An 18,574-nucleotide genomic window follows, 5' to 3' on the forward strand; every position below is an offset into this window, starting at 1 on the left:
AAGAGCATCGCGGCGGAGCGCGGGGCCTGGCTGGTCTTCGAGGACGAAGCCGGACAGTCGCTGACTCCGCCGCGCGCCAGAAGCTGGGGGCGTCGGGGTTGCACACCGGTTGTGAGGGTGCGCGGTCGAGGCTCCGGGCGGGTGTCGATGGTCGGCATGACCTGCTACAGACCCGGCCAGCGGTCCCGTCTGTTCTTCGCGGTCCGAGAGTACACCGGGCGCAAGGACCAGCCGAAAGGCTTCGGCTGGTGTGACTTCCGGGACCTGATCGTCCGCGCCCGCATCCAGCTCGGGGGCCCGATCGTGCTGGTCTGGGACAACGTCCGGCTGCACCTGACGAAGCCGCTTCGCGAGTTCATCGACGCGAACGCCGAGTGGCTCACGGTCTTCCAGCTGCCCACCTACGCGCCCGATCTGAACCCGTCGGAAGGGGTCTGGTCGCTGGTCAAGCGCGACATCGGCAACCTTGCGGCGGCCAACCTCTCAGACGTCACCCAGGCCGTGAAGCGCAGGCTCAAGAGGCTCCAGTACCGCCCGGACGTGATCGACGGATGCCTTGCGGGCACCGGCCTCGCTCTGGATCAACTCGCGCGTGACGCCACCGAGCGGGGCGCCGCGCCCGGTTACGCTGCGGGTCATGACACCCGAGCCGCCCCAGGCGATCACCAGCTGCTGGCTCTCCTGGCTGGCGGTCCGCACCCAGGACCGGACGGAAGTGGTTGATCAGATCGGCCTCACCCAGGTCACCGAGACGTCCTGGTCCGCCGGCGCGGAGCTGATCGACCGCATCGCCCACGAGCCTGCTGAGCGCTTCTCACGCGTGCTGGTCACTCCCGCGCTCAACGGCTGGGTGCTGGTCATCGGCCCGTGGTGCGGCCTGCCCTATTTGAACCGCACAGCCGATGTCACCCGCCTCTGCCTGGAGCTGAGCACACGGCACGGCCGGGCGCACCAGCACGCTTCTCATCACCACCCCGCCCGCAGCACAGCTCACCGACCCATTCGCGCACCGCGGCACGAGCAGCTGACCACCCGACATCACGAGTTCAAGTTCAGTAGTGCCGCGTCAGAGAACGTTTACCCTGCCACTTTGTCAGGCGGGGCTAGCTCCAGGGTGCATGGCGGCGCGGCGGGGAAGAGGCTTCCTGACGCGGCGCTACCGTCATGAGGTGACAGGAATCAATGCCGACCGGCGGTGGTCCGGATCCATGCCGGCGGCCTATGAGCAGTACCTCGTGCCGGTAGTCTTCCGGCCCTTCGCCGAAGACCTGAGCGCCCGGGCAGCGGCACTCCACCCTGGGCGAGTCCTCGAACTGGCTGCGGGGACTGGCGTGTTGACAGCGGAACTGCTCGCAGCGGCACCCTCGGCCGAGGTGACGGCCACCGACCTGAACGAGGCCATGGTCGCTTTCGGGTCGACCCGGGCCCCTGGCGCGGTGTGGCGGCAGGCCGACGCGCAGCGGCTGCCGTTCCCGGACGGAGGCTTCGACCTGGTGGTCTGCCAGTTCGGTGTGATGTTCTTTCCCGACCGCATCGAGGCCTTGACCGAGGTCCGCCGGGTGCTGGCCCCGGGCGGCCAGTTCCTCTTCAACACCTGGGGCCCGCTCGGGACGCACGCCTTCGAAGTCGCGCTGCAGGCCGGGCTGGAGCGGGCCTTTCCGGTCGACCCGCCACGGTTCTTCCAGACGGTTCCGCACGGCTATGCCGACCCCGCTGTCGTGGCCGCTGATCTGGCGGCCGCCGGGTTCGCTGTCGAGTACGAGCAGGAGCTGACGCTTCAGGGCCGGGCCGCGTCGACCGCCGACCTTGCCACCGGGTACCTCACCGGGACACCGGTGCGCGCGGCAGTTGAGGAGCGCGGCGACGGACCGGCCGTCCGGGCCACCGTCATCGAGGAGATGACAGCCCGTCTGGGCCCGGGGCCGGTCACCGCCCCGATGACGGCGTACGTCTTCCGTGGCGCGGCCTGAACGCAGGACGCGCCCGCGCAGAGGATGGGCATGAGTCGGCCTCGACGGGGCTCGTCGCACGGACGCCTGGTGCTCATCAGGCAACGTTCGCTCTGGTGACGACCCTGCGTAGCCGTTCGTCGGCGGCATGCTTGTTCCACCAGATGATCTAGCGGCTGATCATGCTGCCCTGCTCTTTGCGGCTGGCGTGGTCGGTGCCGTCGAGGGCGAAGTAGCGCAGTGCGGTGAATTGGGCCTCGATCCGGTTGAGCCAAGAGCTGTTGGTCGTGGTGTAGGCGATCTCGACATTGTTCGCCGCGGCCCAGGTCCCGACCCGCTGACATCGCTTCGTCGTCAGGTGCGGTGAGTAGTCGTCGCAGACGATTGCGATGCGCACCTCCGCCGGGTGGAGTGAGCGCAGGTAGCGGCAGAACTCCAGGAACTTGGAGCGGTTCTTGGTCTTCTTGATGTGCCCGTAGAGCTGGTCCTTGGCGAGGTCGTAGGCGGCTCCTTGTCACAAGAGGGCGAACGTTGTCTGATGCGGCACTAGTAGGACTCCGTTAGGTCTGTCTGCCTGCAGTGTTCAGGGGCATGAGGACTGTGTGGACGAACATGAAGTCAATCGTGTTCGGGCGAAGTTGGCGTTATTCGTGGCGGACGTGTTCGCCTCGATACCGCGCAAGGACCAGCGGGCCAAGGGCGACTGCTATCTGCGGGGACTGATGATGGACGGCCGCCGCAAGTCCATCCAGGCCATGGCCTCGCGGCTGCCGGACGGCAACGAGCAGAACCTGCAGCAGTTCGTGAACCAGTCCACGTGGGATCCGGTGCCGGTACGCCGGCGGATCGCCAAGCGGCTGGTGCCGCAGATCGGCGCGGACGCCTGGGCGGTTGATGACGTGTCGTTCCCCAAGGACGGCAGGATGTCGGTCGGGGTTGCTCCCCAGTACTGCGGTGCGCTGGGCAAGCAGGCCAATTGCCAGGTCGCGGTCAGTGTCCACGCGGTCTCCGACACGGCGTAGTGCCCGCTGAACTGGCGGCTGTTCCTGCCCAAGGAGTGGGCCGATGACGCCGTCCGGCGACGGAGGACGCCCTGGACGAACTGGCCACCTGGCAGCTGGTGCCGCCGCTCGTGGTGGCGGACGCCGGCTACGGCCAGAACGCGGACTTCCGCGCAGCGCTGGCCGAGCGGGGGATCGTTATGTGGTCGGCATCCGCGGCGATCTGACCGTCCAGCCCCATGACGCCCTCCCCGACGCCCCCGCCTGGTCCGGCAACGGCCGGCGGCCGGTGCCCCGCTACCGCCGGCCGCCGGTGCCGGTGGCGGAACTGGCTGCGGCCGCAGGACGGGAGGCCTTCGCGGAGGTGACCTGGCGGGAAGGCCTCCCGCTCTCCGATGACCTCCCGCTTCCTTGCGGTGCAGGTCCGGCCGGCTGGTGTCCGTCCGCGTCGCCTGGCTCAGGCAGCCGCGGTGGCCGAGCACGGCCGGTGGGACGGCGCCCTGCCCGAGGTGTGGTTGCTGGCCGAATGGCCCGACGGCGAGGACAAGCCGACCCGCTTCTGGCTGTCCGACCTGCCCGACGACACCCCGATCCCGGAGCTGGTCCGCCTGGCGAAGATCCGCTGGCGCGTCGAGCACGACTACCGCGAACTCAAGCACGGCCTGGGCCTGGACCACTTCGAAGGCCGCTCCTGGAACGGCTGGCACCACCACGCCCCCCTGGTCACCGCCGCCCACGCCTTCCTCACCGAACAGCGGCTGGCCCCAAAAGCCGACACACCGGACTCACCCTCTACCAGATCCTCGACACCCTTCAGGACCTGCTGAACTGCTGGACCGGCGTCTGCACCACCTGCCACCAACCTCTGCCCGGCAGGACCACGCCAAGATCAAGACAGACCTATCGGAGTCCTACTAGTGCCGCATCAGGCAACGTTCCCGTGTCGACCACAGCTTGCGCTGACTATGACGGGCTGAGCCTTCACCTAGGAGGCGAGACGTCCCGGTGGCGCTTGTAGGCACGGGTGACCAGCGCGACGCCGAAGATCAGCTGCACGACGAAGAGCGCGTCGTACCAGTGTGGGGCGTCGAAGGGAACGTCCCAGACGGCCCAGGCCAGGGCGCGCATGCCGATGAAGACAGCGGCGACGAATCCCCAAGATCGGGCGACCGATGACCACTGGTCCGCAGTGCCGTCCTTCTTGGCGGCCTCGCTCTGACTCCTCAGGGTTTTGATCGCTTTGATCTTCTCGGTGCCGGTGAGCTCGGCGTGCTCGCGCTCGATCTGGTCCTTGGCGTCCTTGAGATTCATCGTTCCCCCTTCGTCAGCAGATTGTCCGGCCCCGTCAGAGTCAGCACAAGCTTGGGTCGACACGGCGGACGTTGCCTGATGCGACACTAGAACGAACGCCAGGAGCGGGATGATCGGTGCACCACCTGCCACAGGTCAGGCCCCCTTTTATTACGGCTCGGCGGCGTCATGCTACGTGTCGTGATCGGGACACGAAGACGCGGAGTGTGTGGTGCTCGGCGCCCCGTGGTTGCCGGTCACCAGCGGCGGGGTGCCGCGCTCGCAGGCCAGCTAAAGCGCTCCTTACCTTGTTGGCGGGTTGATTCCGGTCCTTCGTACGATCGGCACACCCAGGGGCCTGGGTGTGGCTGGAAGCGCTCATGCCGTACGTGTGGATTTGACTGATAGGCCGCTCAGTGCCCCGGGACACGGCCACTCATTGGGATGAGCGAACAGAGATCGCTTCGTAAGGACACGTCGGCGTGGTGTTCCACCCTCGGCTCGGCATCCTCGGGCAGCAGGCGGCCCGCTCGAGTCAGGGTGGCGAGCCCGTGCAGGGACGCCCAGAACACCTCGGTGAACAGTCCCGGGTCGATGCCGTCCCCGGCGACCTCGGCGAGGCACTCGAGCAGGGCGGCGAAGGCGTCCTTCAGTGGCTCCGGGGTGTCCTCCTGCGCGTACGCCAGGCCGCCGTCGAGCTGGAACAAGGCGTCGTAGACCGCCGGGTTGTGCTCGGCGAAGCCGAGGTAGGCGCGGGCCAGGGCGGCGACCCAGGCGCGAGGTCCGTCCGCGGCGGAGGTCGCGGTCGGCACCGGCACGGCGGCGGTCATCGGATGTTCCACAACGGGTTCCGCGTAGGTGTGCGGGCCCGCCGCGCTCGCGAGTCTCGACCTTGTGAGGAGCTGTGCTCCTGTGCGCCCAGGCTCTGGGGCGTAGCGGGGTTCGGGGCAGCGGTGGTGAGCCCCGCCACGGGGGTTCAGGATGGACACAGCGGCGGATCACATGCCAAGTCGGTGATCTTGCGGTTGGACTGGTGAGAGCCATGAATTCGTGGTGCCTTCCGCTGCTCGCGTCGGTGGCTTCGCTGAGCGCGGGGCGAGCGGATGGCCGCTGAGCGCGCCTGGCGTGCCAGTTGCTCGCAGACCAGTCCATGAACGCACGGGTGTCGGAGTGAGGAGGGCTGAGATGACTACAGAGGCTGAACTGCTCAAATCCGACGATCAACGGCTTGATGAGCTGTTTCGCAAGAGTCCGGCCGGTGAGATCCCCAAAGGTCCGATGGAGGGCCTGGCGGTCTTCCCTGTGGCGGGTCGGGCGGGAGCGTGGCTGCTCGCCAGTCTGGTGAATCTGACCGCGTGGCGGGGCAAGGTCTTCAGCCCGGACGGTTACCTCAGTAACCGGCTCACCGCGCTGGACATCCTGTCCATCGTGGCCACGGTCGGGCCTGGCCCGAGCCGTCTGGACGACCAGGAGTGCATCGTCATCGACTACTCCCACACGTCCTTGGTGTTCGGAGGCGTGCGCGACGAGCTCCGTCAGGTCGGCCCGGGCCTGTACCTGGGCCTGATCTGGCTGGCCGGCCGCAAGATCGGATGGTTCACGCTGCGCGACCCCGACAACGCGGAAAGCGCGGACGACAGCAGCGCATAGGTCGGCCGCGCCGGAACCCAGGTGTCTGATCATCGCCGTTCCGAGCGCCCGACCCGACAGGATGTCCTCCCTGCGAACACGCAGTGACACTCTTTAGCGCGTCGCGTCGGGTAGTCGGTCCGCAGGCGAAGGCTCAGCATCAGGCCGACATCACGAGAGGACCTGACCGTGCCTCCCGCTATCGCTATGCAGTGCCCCCGCAGAGCCGCACCCCACCCGTCGCGCGTCATGGCACCGGCCAAGCTCTCCTGGCACCGGCCGGTCACTGCCCTGGCGGCATTGGCCACCACGGCACTGGCCCTGACGGGACTACCTGCTGCCACGCCTCCCAGCGCGCCGCCGGCGCTGCATGGCACCGTCACCAGCGCGGGAATACCGCTGCCTCACGCGGACGTCACTCTCTTCACTGGAGACCGCCAGGGCGTCCGGAAGCTGGGGCGCGCCACGACCGACGCCAGGGGAGCCTTCGAGATTCGGTCCACCCATCCCACGGGCTCGGTGGTGTACGTCGACGCCGCGCCCCATGGCGGCCGGTCGTTGCGTCTGCGTTCCGTCGTGGGAGTCGGCCCCGGCGGCGGCGTGCCGCAGCGCTGGCAATCCGTTGTCACGGTCAACGAATTCACCACGGTCGCCGCCACGTACGCACTGGCCCAGTTCACCGGACAGCACGGCATCACCGGGCCCAGCCCCGGCCTTCAAAACGCCGCGGCCACGTCCTACACTCTCGCCGACCCGGCCTCGGGAAAACCCGGCAACCTCGTCACCGACCAGAACAACGGCACCAGGAATGAGACCCTGGCCACCCTGGGCACCCTGGCCAACCTCGTCTCCCTGTGCGCGCCGGGAGCGGACACCCGACGGTGCCAGGACATGCTGCGTCTGGCAACACCGCAGCACGGGATCACTCCCGCTGACACGACACAAGCTGTGCTCAACCTCGCTCACAACCCGAGACTGGCCACCGGCAAGCTGTACGCCCTGGCCGGCCGAGCGCACACCTACACCCCTGCGCTCACTGCGGCACCGGAAGCCTGGGTCCTGGCCCTGCACTACACCGCCCCCGACGTCTACGCCCCCGGCCGGATGGCCATCGACGCCAAGGGCAACGTCTGGGCCTCCAACAACTGGCTGCCCGGAACACGAAACCCCAGCCCCTACGTCACCGTGCAGGACCCGGTGGGCAACCCCACCCTGAACAGCCCCATCAGCGGCGGCGGCATGAAGGCGGGTGCCTGGGGCATCGCCATCGACCCCGACGGCTCGGTATGGGTGCCCAGCTACGGCGGCGACGCCATGGCGAAGTACTCCCCGGACGGGAAGCCGCTGTCACCCAGCACGGGATTCAAGAACGGCGGCCTGAACCACCCGCAGGGCACCGCGGTCGACCAGAAGGGCAACATCTGGATCGCCAACTTCTACGGCCTGAAGGGCAGCCGCGGCCAGGGAAGCGTGATCGTCTACCCCCACGGTGACCCCTCGAAGGCCATCACGATCACCGGCGGCGGCCTCGACCACCCGTTCTCCCTCCAGATCGACGGCTACGGCCGGGCCTGGGTCTCCAACGCCCGCCTCAACGGGGCGAAACTCCTCGACACGCGCGTGCCCAAGGGCCATGTGGGCGGAAGCGTCACCGTCATCGGTCCTGACTTCAAGCCGACCTCGTTCTCCCCCATCAAGGACGCCTCGCTCGACTGGCCGCTCGGACTTGCCGTCGACTCCAAGAACAACGTGTGGGTGCCCAGCTTGGTCAGCAACTCGGTTACCGAACTCGGGCCCAACGGCAAGGTCACCGGCGTATACGAACTCCCCACGGCCGTCGCTCCCTGGTCCGTGGCCATCGACGGATCCGACCGCGTGTGGGTCGCCGGCTTCGGCGCCCCCTCCGTCTCCGTCCTGTGCGGCGTGAACACCAGCGCCTGCCCGCCCGGCTCCTCCACCGGCTCCGTACTGTCACCGCCCGACGGCTACCGCAGCACGTCCATACAGCACCTCACCGCCGTCCAGCTCGACCAGTCCGGCAACGTCTGGCTGGCCAACAACTGGTCCAAAATCGCCCCTCCCACCGGCGGCAACGGCCTGGTCGAACTCATCGGAGTCGCCATACCTGTCTGCACACCCCTGACCCCGGTACCCTCCCGCCCAGCAACGACCAGCTCAACCGCCTGCCCCTCCCGGACCAGCACGCAGCCCAGATGACCGTGCCGGCAATGCCGCCACGTCGGGCCGGTGCCCGGGGCTGCGTTCGACGGTCTCGACGTCGATACCCAAGCCGGCGCCGTGCGCGACGACTTGGTCCAGCAGGACGACGCCCGCGGTGTTGACTTGAATGTTCGCGGTGAGAACCACGACCGCGATGACCAGGCCGGGGACGTCCATGGCAAGGCCGTGCTTGCGGCCCGGCACCCGTTGGCGCACCCCGGGCCCGGAGAAGACCGCCAGCCGCGGGTCCTGCCGGTCGACGCGTACGCCCTGCGCTAGGGCTGGCCAGGAGGTGGTGTGGAGCCGCTCCAGCCTGCTCCACGCCCTGGAGAGGTGAGGGGGGTGATGGTGAAGCTCTCCGGGATCGGTGGAGGCTCTATGCGTTGACTCCAGCCGCCGGTTGGGGCTGGTGTTGAGCGTAGTGGTTGGTCTCGTGTTCGTGGGGCGGGATGTCCCCGATGGCGGTATGGAGGCGCTGGTTGTTGAACCAGTCGACCCATTCCGCGGTGCCGAGCTCGACGTCGGCCAGGCCGTGCCAGGGGCTGCGGGGCTTGATCAGCTCCGTCTTGTAGAGGCCGATCTGGGACTCCATGAGCGCGTTGTCCAGGGCGTCGCCGACGGTGCCGATCGAGGCGTCGATGCCGGCCTCGAGGAGGTGGGCGGTGAACGCGAAAGACGTGTATTGACTGCCCGCGTCCGAGTGATGAACGAGCACGGGACCTGCGGGAATGCCAGCCCGGTCGCGGCGCCACAGGGCCATGTCGAGGGCGTCGAGGACGAGCTTGGCCCGCTTACTGGTGGCGGCCGACCAGCCGACGATCGCCCGGGAGAACACGTCCACGACGAAGGCGACGTAGACGATGCCGGACCAGGTGGCGACATAGGTGAAGTCGGCGACCCACCGCTCGTTCGGACGGGATGCGGTGAAGTCGCGTCTGAGCAGGTCAGAGGCCCGCTCATGGCCATCGTCGCGGATGGTGGTGCGGATCTTCTTCCCGCGTCGGGCGCCCTCAAGCCCAAGGTCACGCATCAGCCGGGCGACCGTGCAGCGGGCCACGGGTATGCCCTCGCGGTGCAGCTGCCGCCAGACCTTCCGCACTCCGTAGACACCGAAGTTGTCGGCGTGGACCCGGCTGATCTGTGTCTTCAGCTCCGCGTCGCGGACCGACCGCGGGCTGGGGGTGCGGTTCTTGGCGGCGTAGTGTCGACGGTCAGCCAATTCGGCTCTGTCGGGGATTTTGTGACGCTCCATGGCTTCCTCTTGGAGCAGGTTCTAGGGTCGCCACTCTGCCCGGTAATCGGGGTGCTCGGCGTAGGACTGCGCGAGCACGCGGAGGGCATAGCGAAGACCAGCCGAGCGGGTGTCGGAGGGATCCATCGTCTCGTTCTTCCGAGCCAGCATGTCGACCAGGTCGAGCATCGGCGGGTGACGGTCAAGGACTGCGTCACCCCCGAAGCGGTAGGTCACCTCGGCATAGGCATGGTTGTCCGCCTCATAACGGGCGTGAAGGAACCTCAGGAGCTCGTCCAGGAGAGGATTCTCGGCGATCTCCAGCGGCGGTGGGGGAGGTTTTTGCCCGTCTCAAGTCCGGAGGAGGATGCGTCTGCGGAGGAGGTCGAGGTTGGCCCGGCCGAAGCCCATGCGCTTGAGGGGCTTGGCTCTGGTCACGTGGCCCTCGACCTGGCCTGAACTCCATGGCGTGGACAGGCCGGCGGTGACGGCGTCCAGGTCTCGCTTCATGCCGTTGACCAGCAAGTGCAGGGCGGGCAGGTCGTCGGCGAGGACGCGGTCCATCCACGCGGGCAGGTCGTCGCCGCGCAGGTCGCGCATCATGTCGGTGAAGTCGCGGACGTGGCGTGCGGTGGCGTCGAGGTGTGGGCAGGCGGCCCGGATCTCTTTGAGCTCGGCGGCGTCGGTCTCGGTGAGGTGTCCGGGGTTGGTCATGATCCAGCGGAGGACGCGCCGGGGTTTCGGCGCGGGCCGCGGTTGGGGAGCAGGCGCGGGCGGGATCTTCGGCTTGGGGCTGTGCGGCTTCTTGAAGGGCCGGAAGTAGCGGCGGACGCACTGGATGCTGCCGGTGAAGCCGCGTGCCCGCAGTTCGCGGTGCAGCTGCGGGATGTCATGGCAGCCCTCGCACCAGCGTTGGTGCAGGTAGGGCTTGTGCTCGTCCAGGATCGAGGTCCGGTTGGTTGCCCTGACCAGCAGCTCGTCGAGATTTTGGGCGCGGGCGAAGCGCCGTACGGTTGAGTGGTCCAGCCGCAGCTGGCGGCCGATATCGGCCAGAGATTGACCCTCGGACAGCAGCTGCTGCACCGCCGTGTACCGCTCGGTGGTGCGGGCCACCAGCCGCCTCGGGCGCCCGAGGGCGTCCAGGGTGCCGTCTGGCGGGACGAAGGGCATCTCTTCCGCGGGCGGCTTCGCCATCCCCGTGGACGCGATGGCGGGCTCCGTGACGGCCGGGGCCGTGGTGAACGCCGTCCGGATGCAGGGGTGATGGGCGCCGACCGTCTTCTCCACCGCCTCGGCGAGGTTGCGCAGCAGGTGCCAGGCGTCCGCCACTTGCCGGGCTTGCGGAGCCCCGCTGCGGGCGCCTTCGGCGTAGGCACCGGCCCGGTCGCGGCAGATCACCTCGACCTGCGGGGTGATTGCGCAGCCAGGTGGCCAGCGGCTCGGCGTCCCGGCCCGGCAGCACGTCGACCGGGCGCCGCTCTTCCAGGTCCACCAGGATCGTGGCGTAGGAGTCGCCCTTGCGCAGCGCGAAGTCGTCGACCCCGAGGACGCGCACGCTGGACTGTGGCAACTCCGGTAACTCGCGGGGGAGTTCAAGGAGTTTGTCCTTGGCGACGGGGATGCTCAGCGCGGACGCGAGCCGTGCACCCGGCCGACCCGCCCGACATGCCGCGATCGAAGTGAGTAATGTGCGCAGCAGCGGCGTGTACCGGGCATGCGGGCTGGTCAGCCCCTCGACCTGCTCGGCGAACGTCACCGCGGGACAGTGAGGATTGAGGCACTTGAACCGGCGCGCCACCAGTTCGATCACCGTCGGGGCTCCGCCGACGGGCGCGTCAGCGAGCCGGCGCGCGTACCGGCCGTGCACACGCCACGACAACACCCCGCATCCTGGGCACCGCGCCGCCGGTACCGCGGAGTGAGCGCAGAACGTGACCGTTCCGGCCGCACGCTCGATCGACTCGATCACCACACCGGCTAAAAGGGGCGCTGTCCTTGGTAGCTGCGGTAGTGGCAGGTGCCGGGCACCGGCTGTTTCCGCACCATGTAGGGGATCTGCGAACCCCGCGCGTAGGGGAGGCCGGCGGTGCTGGCACCGGCTGCGGTGCCGCACCGTCACGTACTTGGCACTGCCGTAGATTGGGCCCCATCACACTGATCACCAGGAGAGTCGATGCACCTCTTTTCCCTGATCGGCGGGGTCGGACATCACCAGGGCGCGTGGCGCCGTCCGAACAGCCGTGCCGAAGGGGCCACCTCGCTGGACTACTACAGTGACATCGCGGCACTGGCCGAGCGCGGCACGATCGACGCCCTGCTCATGGCCGACGGACTGTCTCTGAACAGCACCCACTTGGCGAGTGGCTGCTTCCCGCACATCGAACCGCTGACCATGCTCTCCGCCCTCGCCGCGCGCACCAGCCGGATCGGCCTGGTGGGAAGCGTGTCGACGACCTTCAGCGAGCCGTACAACGTTGCCCGCCAGTTCGCGACCCTCGACCACATCAGCGCGGGCCGCGCCGCGTGGAACATCGTCACCTCCGGGCACGGCGAGGTGAACTTCGGTGGCCAGCCGCTGCCGCAGCACTCGGATCGCTACGAGCGGGCGGACGAGTACGTTGAGGTCGTGACCGCGCTGTGGAACAGCTGGGATCCCGACGCGATCGTCCTGGACCGGGCGAACGGGGTGTACGCCGACGCCGCGAAAGTTCACAAGATCAACCATGTGGGCAAGCACTTCACGGTCGAGGGACCGCTGAACGTCTCCCGGAGCCCCCAGGGGCGTCCCGTGCTCGTCCAGGCCGGTTCGTCGGGCACCGGCCGGTCGTTCGCCGCACGCCACGCCGAGGTGGTCTTCACCGCCCAGCAGACGCTGGCCGGGTGCCAGGACTTCTACAGCGACATGAAGGCCAGGATCCGCGCCGCGGGCCGCGACCCCGAGCAGGTGAAGATCCTTCCGGGGGTCCACCCGCTCCTCGGCAGCACCGAGGCCGAGGCGCTGCGGATGGAGGACGAGCTTCGCCATCTCATCCGGACGGATATCGGAATGGCGTGGCTGTCCAAGCAGCTGGGCGGCGTCGACCTCTCCGGACTCGACCCGTCGAGGCCCGTTCCGGAGGAACTCCTGCCCGCCGTTGAGACGGTCCAGGAGCGCAGGAGCAGGTACGAGGTTTTCCGGCAGCTGGCCGTGGAGGAGAAGTACAGCATCAACCGGCTGATCGAGGCTGAGGTGATGTCGCAGGGGCACCTGGTGATGGTGGGCGCCCCGGAGCAGATCGCCGATCGCTTCGCGAAGTGGGTGGCGGAAGGCGGCGCGGACGGCTTCATGATGCTTCCGTCCTACCTGCCGGAGGGCCTGGAGCTGATCGTGGACGGGGTGATTCCGGAGCTGCGGAAGCGGGGGCTGTTCCGCACCGAGTACACCGGTACGACCTTGCGCGACCACCTCGGACTCGAGCCGCTCGCTGCACCGGACGGGCAGTAGCACCGAGGCGGTGCCGTGGGTGGGCACGGGACGGCGTGCGTCGTACGCCGTCCCGTGCACGGCAGCCGCCCCACGGCCCCGGCTCGTCAGTGCCGCGGCGTGTGGAAGTCACGCTGGTACCACACGAGCGGCGCGGCGGACGTGCCGGTGTGGATCTCCACGAGTTCGCCGAGGACGAGGTCGTGGTCGCCGGCCGGGACCACCCCGGCGCGCCGGCAGCGGAACGCGGCGGTCGCGCCGGGCAGGTACGGGAGACCGGCGCCCGGCCACGGTTCGAAGCCCCCGGTGGCGGCGAAGCGGTCGGTGCCGCGGGTGGCGAAGACCCGGGCGGTGGCGCGGTGTTCTTCACCGAGGAGGTTCACCACGAACTCGTCGGCCGCGGTCAGCGCCCGGTGGCAGCTGGACTCACGGCCGATGCCGACCAGCAGCAGCGGCGGCTCCATGGAGACGGAGGTCACGGCGCTCGCGGTGAAGCCCCAGCGGCGTCCGGACGCGTCGAGCGTCGTGACCAAGGTGACGGGGGCAGCCAGGTGCGCCATGGCGTCCCGGAATTCCGCCGGTCCCACGGAGGCCGGCGCCGTCCCGGTGGACATGGTCATGGATGCTCCTCTTTCTCCGGTCTGTCCGGTGACAGAGCCGGCAGCTCACGGGCGCAGGCGTCCTCGCTGCGGACCGAACGGGGCGGGGCCGTGCGTGCGCCGATGAACCGGCGCATGCGGCGCGTTCGGGGCCTTGTCGCAGGACATGGGCACATGGACGACCGGCCCCGACGGCCTCGCTGAAGTGAAGCGACGTGATGCGAAGCGACGTGACGCGGCAACACGTCAAGTTATTGGCTATTACGCCGGGTTACGCGAAGTTGTGGAAAGTGAACTGGCGTGACGGCCCGGCCGCCCGGTCAGGCCGCCCCGTCCCGCATCTCGCGCAGCACGTCGGCGAGCCGGTGGACGCCCTCGATGATCACCTTCTCGTCGGCGCTCAGGCTCAGGCGGAAGCACCGGGTCGCGTGCTCGGCCAGGCCGGGGGTGCGCAGCGGGTCCACGAAGAAGTGCCGCCCCGGTACGACGAAGACCTTCCGCTCCTTGAGCCGGCGGTACAGCGTGGTGTCGTCGAACCACGGGTGGTCCACCCACAGCCAGCAGAACATGCCGCCGTCCCCGGAGTGCATGCGCCAGTCGACGTCCGCCGGCAGCAGTTCGCCGAGCAGTTCCTCGACGAAGCGCTTCTTCTCACGGTAGTACGGCGTGATCGCGGTGCTGGTGGTGGCGTCCAGACGCCCGTCGGCCATCACCCGGGCGAGGGCGTGCTGGGCGAGCTGCGGCGCGTGCAGGACGGAGTTGGACATGAACGAGGCGATCGGCCCTATGTACTTCGGGTGGCCGATCGCGAAGCCGATCCGTTCGCCGGGCAGTCCGGCCTTCGACGCGGAGAAGCAGTTGACGACGCTGTCGTTCAGCACCGGCTCGGTGTGCACTTCGGCGATCCGCGGGAAGGGCGCGCCGTAGGCGTTGTCGACGAACAGGGGCACCTCGCACTCGGCCGCGAGCGCCGTCAATTCGTCCAGGTCGGCACGGCTGAGGGCGCGCCCGGTGGGGTTGCCCGGGCTGGAGACCAGCATCATGCCGATGTCGGTGCGGCGCCGCAGCGCTTGGGTGTCGAGGGCGTAGCGGAAACGGGGACCCCCCTCGCGGTGGATCAGCGGGGCGACGCCGACGATGCCGTCCTCGTGCATGCACAGCCCCTGGTAGCCAGTGTAGTCGGGCACCAGGGGGAGCACGATCCGTCGGTCGCCGTGGAGTCCCGGGCCGGCGAAGAGGGCCGCCGCCGCGAAGCAGACCATCTGGCTGCCGGGGCCGACGACGATGTTCTCGGGGCCGAGCTCCCAGCCGTACGTCCGGTGGAAGTAGTGGGCGACGGCCTCGACCAGGGCGTGGCTGCCGCGGGACGGGCCGTACCGGCAGCCGGCCTCGTCGAAGTCCTCGGCGGCCGACTCCGCCAGGGCGGCCCGCCACATGTCCCGCGCCGCGGGGACGGGGGCGGGGTTGCCCACGCTCAGGTTGAGCCATTCGTCGGCTGAGGCCCCGGCGGTGCTCGCGGCGACATCCTCCATGATGCTGCGCAGACCGGAGAGTCCGGCCATCTTGGTACCGCTCAACGACAACGGCATAGCTTTCTCCTCAACACCGAGTGGGGAACGGCCCATGACCACGTGTCATGAGCGGCCGGAGACCTTGCGTGACGAACGCCGGCAGGGCCGTGCGTCACCCACGGCCGACAGGGCCGTGCGTCAGGAAGGGCCGGGAGCCGGGTGCCGTACCGGCCGGCGGTTCCGGGTGCCGGCGGCCGGTACGGTCACCGCGGTTCTCCGGCGGCCGCCAGGGTCGACGGACGGTCGTCGGATGCGCGGTTGTCGAGATCCGGCCAGCCGTGGAGTCCGCCCTCGCTGCTCTGCCGGAGCTGCCGGACGCGCGGTACCAGCAGCACGGCCACGACACCGGCCACGACGAACGCGAGCGCGAGCTCCAGCGTCCGGGTCACGCCGATCGCCTCGGCGAGCGGGCCCGCCGCCGCGTACCCGAGCGGCGCCACCGTGAAGGAGATGAGCCAGTCGTACGACGACACACGGGACAGCACCTCCTCGGGGATGAGCTTCTGGACCGCCGTCGACCACAGGCTGTTCAGCAGGGCCACCCCGGCCGCGCCTACCAGCGCCGCCCCCATGACCACGACCGTCGGGGACGGTCCGGTCAGCGCGGCGAGCTGCAGCACGGTCGGCAGCAGCGCCAGGTGCGCGGCGATCAGCGGTCTGCGCGGGCGGTAGCGCATGCTGACGGCCGCACCGATGAGGGCGCCGACGGCCATACACGCGCTCACCAGGCCCCAGTTGGCAGCGCCGCCCGCCTGACGGGCGACGATGACCGGTCCGAGGACGGCGAACGCGCTGGAGCCGACGTTCCAGACGGCGTGCCCGCACAGGGTCACCCAGTACCAGGGGCGGCGGACGACCTCGCTCCACCCGGCGGCGATCTCCGCGAAGATGTGGGTATGTTCGCTGCGCCGGGCCGGCGGCGCGAGCGGGAGGAGCGCCAGGGTGACGGCGCTGACCAGGAAGGTCGCCGCGTCCAGCAGGTACACCGAGCCCGGCGAGGCGATCGCCACCGCGGCGCCGGCCAGGCCCGGTCCCATCACCTGGGCGGCGCCGCGCGACAGCTCCATCAGGCCGTTGGCCTGCTGGAGCCTCGCCTCGCTGATGGTCTGCGCCACGAGGCCGGCGATGGCCGGCCGGGTGATGGCCGAGGCGGCGCCGTAACAGAGCGCTGTGCCCAGCAGCAGGGTCACGCTGCCGTGGCCGGTCAGCAGCAGGACGCCGGCGGCCACCTGCACCGCGCACAGGAAAAGGTCACTGCCGCCAAGCAGCAAACGCCGCGGCAGCCGGTCGGCCAGGGCGCCGCCGACCAGCAGCAGCAGTGTGCGGGCGACCATGGTGGTGGCGATGACGAGCCCGATGTCGGCCGCGCTGCCGCCGGCTGACAGGACCGCGAACGCCAGCGTCACCGGCATCAGCGCGTCGCCGAGTGCCGACGTCGTACGGCCGATCCACAGCAGGCGGAAGCTGCGCTCCGCCAGGGCACCGAACTTGTCCGAGAATCTCATATCGCGCACCGCAGCGCGGGTGAGGCATTAGCTAGGACTCTCATCGTGGCACCACCGGTTCACACGTCGCGTCAACTGTTCACACCGAGGCGCCAGTTACTCCCTCGGATTGCTCTCATCCTGAAGCAGGTTCACTTTGCCCCCGCAAGTTCACGGACCCGGGAAGTGGTGTACGCGGGGCCCAACTCCGGCCTGAGGCAGGGCAACTGTACACATGTCTGGGGAGTGCACATCCGCGCGTTTCCGACCGTCCGCCGCGGATGCCGGGCCACGACCCGGGGGCCGGGCTGCTGGCAGAACCCCCGACGGGACCGGCGCCGCAGCCGCCCGCTCCGGTTCGTCAACTCCACCGGCCGGAAAGGTGGTTGGCCTCCCGCGAGGATGCCGCGCCCGGCAAGAGCGGACGTTCCGCTTCGCCTATCACTACGTCGTCGATCAGGGCCACGTCAAGATCTTTGCTGATCCTACAAACTGACGTATGGTTCCCCGTGTGTTCATCCAAAGGGGCCATTCCTGCCAGGACCTTCGCCCAGAACCGGCGTCGGTCACCGGCCCTGTGGGACGAGCGCCGTACCAACCACAGCAGTGCGTCGCCACCAACGTCGGCTGAGGCGTGTCACCGCGCCAATCCGAGAGACGACCACTCGACGGACAGAATCGATCCTGCTCAACCGCATCGGGGGATGTTCCATGCTGCTTTTCATCGAGTCCATTCGGACCGGCACCGGAATGTCCCATGTGAAGTGGGCGATCGAGAACGGCATCGACACCGCCTACATCACCGACCAGCCGCTCGAGGCCGCGAAGGCGCGGTACTGTGGCGAGGTCGTCGATGAACTCGAGCGCAGGGGACGGGCCTTCCAGGTGCCCTCCACCATGACCGCGGATGTTCCCTCCGACCTCGTCGACCGGATCCGCGAGGTGGGCGGTCCCACCGGCATCGTCTGTCTGCTGGACCGGAGCGTGGAGTTCGCCGCGGTGCTGGCCGAGCGGCTCGGGGTCCCGTACCCCAGCCCGGACGCGGTCCGCACCATCCGCGACAAGCGCTCGGCGCGCCGGTTCTACAGCGAGGCCGGGGTCCCGAACCTTCGCTGGTGCGCCCCCGAGAGCGCGGAGGAACTGGTCGAATTCGCCGGGCAGTTGGACGTCCCCGTGGTGCTCAAGAACAGCCGCGGGGCGGGCAGCTTCAACGTCACGCTGGTCCGCACCGCCGAGGAGGCCGTCACCGCCTTCGCCGAACTCAGCGCCGACGTCCCGTTCTTCGGCGGCGGGCTGCTGGCCGAGGAATACGTCCGCGGCCCCCTTTACAGCCTGGAAACCCTGATCACCGGCGGCCGCTGTCACCACCTGGGGGTCACGGACCGCCAGATCGGCCCCAACCCCGCCTTCTGCGAGGTGTCCTACAGCTTCCCCGTGCAGGTGCCGGCGTCGGTCGAGGACCGCATGCGGCGCACCGTCGAGACCTGTGTGGCCGCCCTGGAGATCGAACAGGGCATGCTCCACACCGAGTTCGCCGTGATGGGCGACGACGACGTCGTGATCATAGAGATCAACATCCGGCCCCCGGGCGCCGCGATCCCGCTGATGATGAACGACTGCCTGGAAAGCGCGCTCCCCGAGATCCTCGCCGCATCGGCGCTCGGCACCGAGCTGCCGTCGCTGAACCAGAATGGCCGGGCGTCCACCACCATGACGGTCTATCCGCCGGTGCGGGGCAAGCTCAGAGCCCTGCACGGCGTCGAGGAGGCCGTCCACGCTCCGTTCGTCGCCCAGGTCCTGCCCGGCGCGCAGATCGGCGAAGAGGTGTTCCCGCCTGTCGACTACCGGGGCGCGCTGTGCCAGATCCGCACCGTCGCCGACTCGGTGAACCTGTCCTACAACGCGGCCGTGGCCGCCGCGCGCGACGTCTGGGCGGAGGTGGAGTGATCACGCAGCAGACGGCGGTCTCCTGCCGGACCGCCCCTGGACCGCAGCCGAGCGCACTTGGTCGGCCGAACCCCCACCGGGCCTGCTGACCCTGCTCCGCGCGAATCCGGCACCCGGCCTGTACCGGGGTGCCATCCCCCGGAGATCTCCGGCTGCCGGGCCCAGTCTCCGGGCAACCGGGCGCCTAGGT

14 protein-coding genes and 5 pseudogenes are annotated in these 18,574 nt (G+C 69.2%); 8 read left to right on the forward strand and 11 right to left on the reverse strand.

The genetic code is table 11. The features are described 5' to 3' along the window. The 3 genes and pseudogenes from ABB07_RS40200 to ABB07_RS40210 all read left to right on the forward strand — a co-directional run. Positions 1-582, forward strand: a pseudogene (locus tag ABB07_RS40200) (IS630 family transposase); the annotation flags it as partial. Positions 583-715: 133 nt separating this feature from the next. Continuing rightward, positions 716-1,168: a hypothetical protein gene (locus tag ABB07_RS40205; protein ID WP_208904005.1), complete on the forward strand. Its 453-nt coding sequence runs from the start codon at positions 716-718 to the stop codon at positions 1,166-1,168. A 40-nt stretch (positions 1,169-1,208) separates the two neighbouring features. Next, on the forward strand, positions 1,209-1,970 hold the full coding sequence (locus tag ABB07_RS40210; protein WP_208904024.1) for a class I SAM-dependent methyltransferase: 762 nt from the start codon (positions 1,209-1,211) through the stop codon (positions 1,968-1,970). A gap of 76 nt (positions 1,971-2,046) precedes the next feature. Here the strand turns inward: ABB07_RS40210 and ABB07_RS40215 are convergent. Next, positions 2,047-2,457 (reverse strand): annotated as a pseudogene (locus ABB07_RS40215) (IS630 family transposase); the annotation flags it as partial. A gap of 94 nt (positions 2,458-2,551) precedes the next feature. On the opposite strand from ABB07_RS40215, the pseudogene ABB07_RS41670 reads away from it, so the two are divergent. Further along, positions 2,552-3,777, forward strand: a pseudogene (locus ABB07_RS41670) (IS701 family transposase). A 154-nt stretch (positions 3,778-3,931) separates the two neighbouring features. On the opposite strand, the gene ABB07_RS40225 reads toward ABB07_RS41670, so the two are convergent. Further along, positions 3,932-4,261, reverse strand: coding sequence for a hypothetical protein (locus tag ABB07_RS40225; RefSeq protein WP_208904006.1), 330 nt, complete (start codon positions 4,259-4,261; stop codon positions 3,932-3,934). Between the two features lie 392 nt (positions 4,262-4,653). After that, positions 4,654-5,061, reverse strand: a pseudogene (locus tag ABB07_RS40230) (TetR-like C-terminal domain-containing protein); the annotation flags it as partial. A gap of 364 nt (positions 5,062-5,425) precedes the next feature. Between ABB07_RS40230 and ABB07_RS40235 the strand changes: the two are divergent. Continuing rightward, entirely contained in the window at positions 5,426-5,890 is a 465-nt protein-coding gene (locus ABB07_RS40235) for a hypothetical protein (RefSeq protein WP_208904008.1), read from the forward strand. A 228-nt stretch (positions 5,891-6,118) separates the two neighbouring features. Further along, positions 6,119-8,086: a hypothetical protein gene (locus tag ABB07_RS40240; RefSeq protein WP_244189861.1), complete on the forward strand. Its 1,968-nt coding sequence runs from the start codon at positions 6,119-6,121 to the stop codon at positions 8,084-8,086. On the opposite strand, the gene ABB07_RS40245 is transcribed toward ABB07_RS40240, so the two are convergent. The 5 genes and pseudogenes from ABB07_RS40245 to ABB07_RS42170 all read right to left on the reverse strand — a co-directional run. After that, positions 8,045-8,293, reverse strand: coding sequence for a hypothetical protein (locus tag ABB07_RS40245; RefSeq protein WP_425264843.1), 249 nt, complete (start codon positions 8,291-8,293; stop codon positions 8,045-8,047). The genes ABB07_RS40240 and ABB07_RS40245 overlap by 42 nt on opposite strands. Before the next feature lie 172 nt (positions 8,294-8,465). Next, positions 8,466-9,308: an IS3 family transposase gene (locus ABB07_RS40250; RefSeq protein ID WP_208904009.1), complete on the reverse strand. Its 843-nt coding sequence runs from the start codon at positions 9,306-9,308 to the stop codon at positions 8,466-8,468. Between the two features lie 54 nt (positions 9,309-9,362). Then, positions 9,363-9,509: a DUF6221 family protein gene (locus ABB07_RS41435; protein WP_341845929.1), complete on the reverse strand. Its 147-nt coding sequence runs from the start codon at positions 9,507-9,509 to the stop codon at positions 9,363-9,365. Between the two features lie 162 nt (positions 9,510-9,671). Then, positions 9,672-10,718, reverse strand: a complete 1,047-nt coding sequence (locus ABB07_RS40255) for a transposase (RefSeq protein WP_208904010.1) — start codon at positions 10,716-10,718, stop codon at positions 9,672-9,674. A 25-nt stretch (positions 10,719-10,743) separates the two neighbouring features. Continuing rightward, positions 10,744-11,439 (reverse strand): annotated as a pseudogene (locus ABB07_RS42170) (transposase family protein); the annotation flags it as partial. Between the two features lie 54 nt (positions 11,440-11,493). Here ABB07_RS42170 and ABB07_RS40265 point away from each other — a divergent pair. Further along, entirely contained in the window at positions 11,494-12,804 is a 1,311-nt protein-coding gene (locus tag ABB07_RS40265; RefSeq protein WP_208904011.1) for an LLM class flavin-dependent oxidoreductase, read from the forward strand. Positions 12,805-12,890: 86 nt separating this feature from the next. Here the strand turns inward: ABB07_RS40265 and ABB07_RS40270 are convergent, their stop codons facing one another. The 3 genes from ABB07_RS40270 to ABB07_RS40280 form a co-directional block, all read right to left on the reverse strand. Continuing rightward, positions 12,891-13,403: a flavin reductase family protein gene (locus ABB07_RS40270; protein ID WP_208904012.1), complete on the reverse strand. Its 513-nt coding sequence runs from the start codon at positions 13,401-13,403 to the stop codon at positions 12,891-12,893. Between the two features lie 299 nt (positions 13,404-13,702). Beyond that, a complete protein-coding gene (locus ABB07_RS40275) occupies positions 13,703-14,971 on the reverse strand; it encodes a valine--pyruvate transaminase (protein WP_208904013.1) in 1,269 nt (422 codons plus the stop codon). Between the two features lie 185 nt (positions 14,972-15,156). Beyond that, the gene (locus ABB07_RS40280; protein WP_208904014.1) at positions 15,157-16,458 is read right to left on the reverse strand and encodes an MFS transporter; all 1,302 of its coding nucleotides are present in this window, start codon (positions 16,456-16,458) and stop codon (positions 15,157-15,159) included. Between the two features lie 690 nt (positions 16,459-17,148). On the opposite strand from ABB07_RS40280, the gene ABB07_RS40285 reads away from it, so the two are divergent. Beyond that, a complete protein-coding gene (locus ABB07_RS40285; protein ID WP_208904015.1) occupies positions 17,149-18,384 on the forward strand; it encodes an ATP-grasp domain-containing protein in 1,236 nt (411 codons plus the stop codon). Positions 18,385-18,574 lie beyond the last annotated feature (190 nt).

Source organism: Streptomyces incarnatus (assembly GCF_001027185.1).
GTDB lineage: Bacteria > Actinomycetota > Actinomycetes > Streptomycetales > Streptomycetaceae > Streptomyces > Streptomyces puniciscabiei.

Excerpts from the sequence above, each read along its gene's own strand:
- ABB07_RS40210 (WP_208904024.1), top strand. The coding sequence starts at position 1,209 with ATGCCGGCGGCCTATGAGCAGTACCTCGTGCCGGTAGTCTTCCGGCCC.
- ABB07_RS40225 (WP_208904006.1), bottom strand. The coding sequence starts at position 4,261 with ATGAATCTCAAGGACGCCAAGGACCAGATCGAGCGCGAGCACGCCGAG.
- ABB07_RS40235 (WP_208904008.1), top strand. The coding sequence starts at position 5,426 with ATGACTACAGAGGCTGAACTGCTCAAATCCGACGATCAACGGCTTGAT.
- ABB07_RS40240 (WP_244189861.1), top strand. The coding sequence starts at position 6,119 with ATGGCACCGGCCAAGCTCTCCTGGCACCGGCCGGTCACTGCCCTGGCG.
- ABB07_RS41435 (WP_341845929.1), bottom strand. The coding sequence starts at position 9,509 with ATGCTCGACCTGGTCGACATGCTGGCTCGGAAGAACGAGACGATGGAT.
- ABB07_RS40265 (WP_208904011.1), top strand. The coding sequence starts at position 11,494 with ATGCACCTCTTTTCCCTGATCGGCGGGGTCGGACATCACCAGGGCGCG.
- ABB07_RS40270 (WP_208904012.1), bottom strand. The coding sequence starts at position 13,403 with ATGACCATGTCCACCGGGACGGCGCCGGCCTCCGTGGGACCGGCGGAA.
- ABB07_RS40275 (WP_208904013.1), bottom strand. The coding sequence starts at position 14,971 with ATGCCGTTGTCGTTGAGCGGTACCAAGATGGCCGGACTCTCCGGTCTG.
- ABB07_RS40280 (WP_208904014.1), bottom strand. The coding sequence starts at position 16,458 with ATGAGATTCTCGGACAAGTTCGGTGCCCTGGCGGAGCGCAGCTTCCGC.
- ABB07_RS40285 (WP_208904015.1), top strand. The coding sequence starts at position 17,149 with ATGCTGCTTTTCATCGAGTCCATTCGGACCGGCACCGGAATGTCCCAT.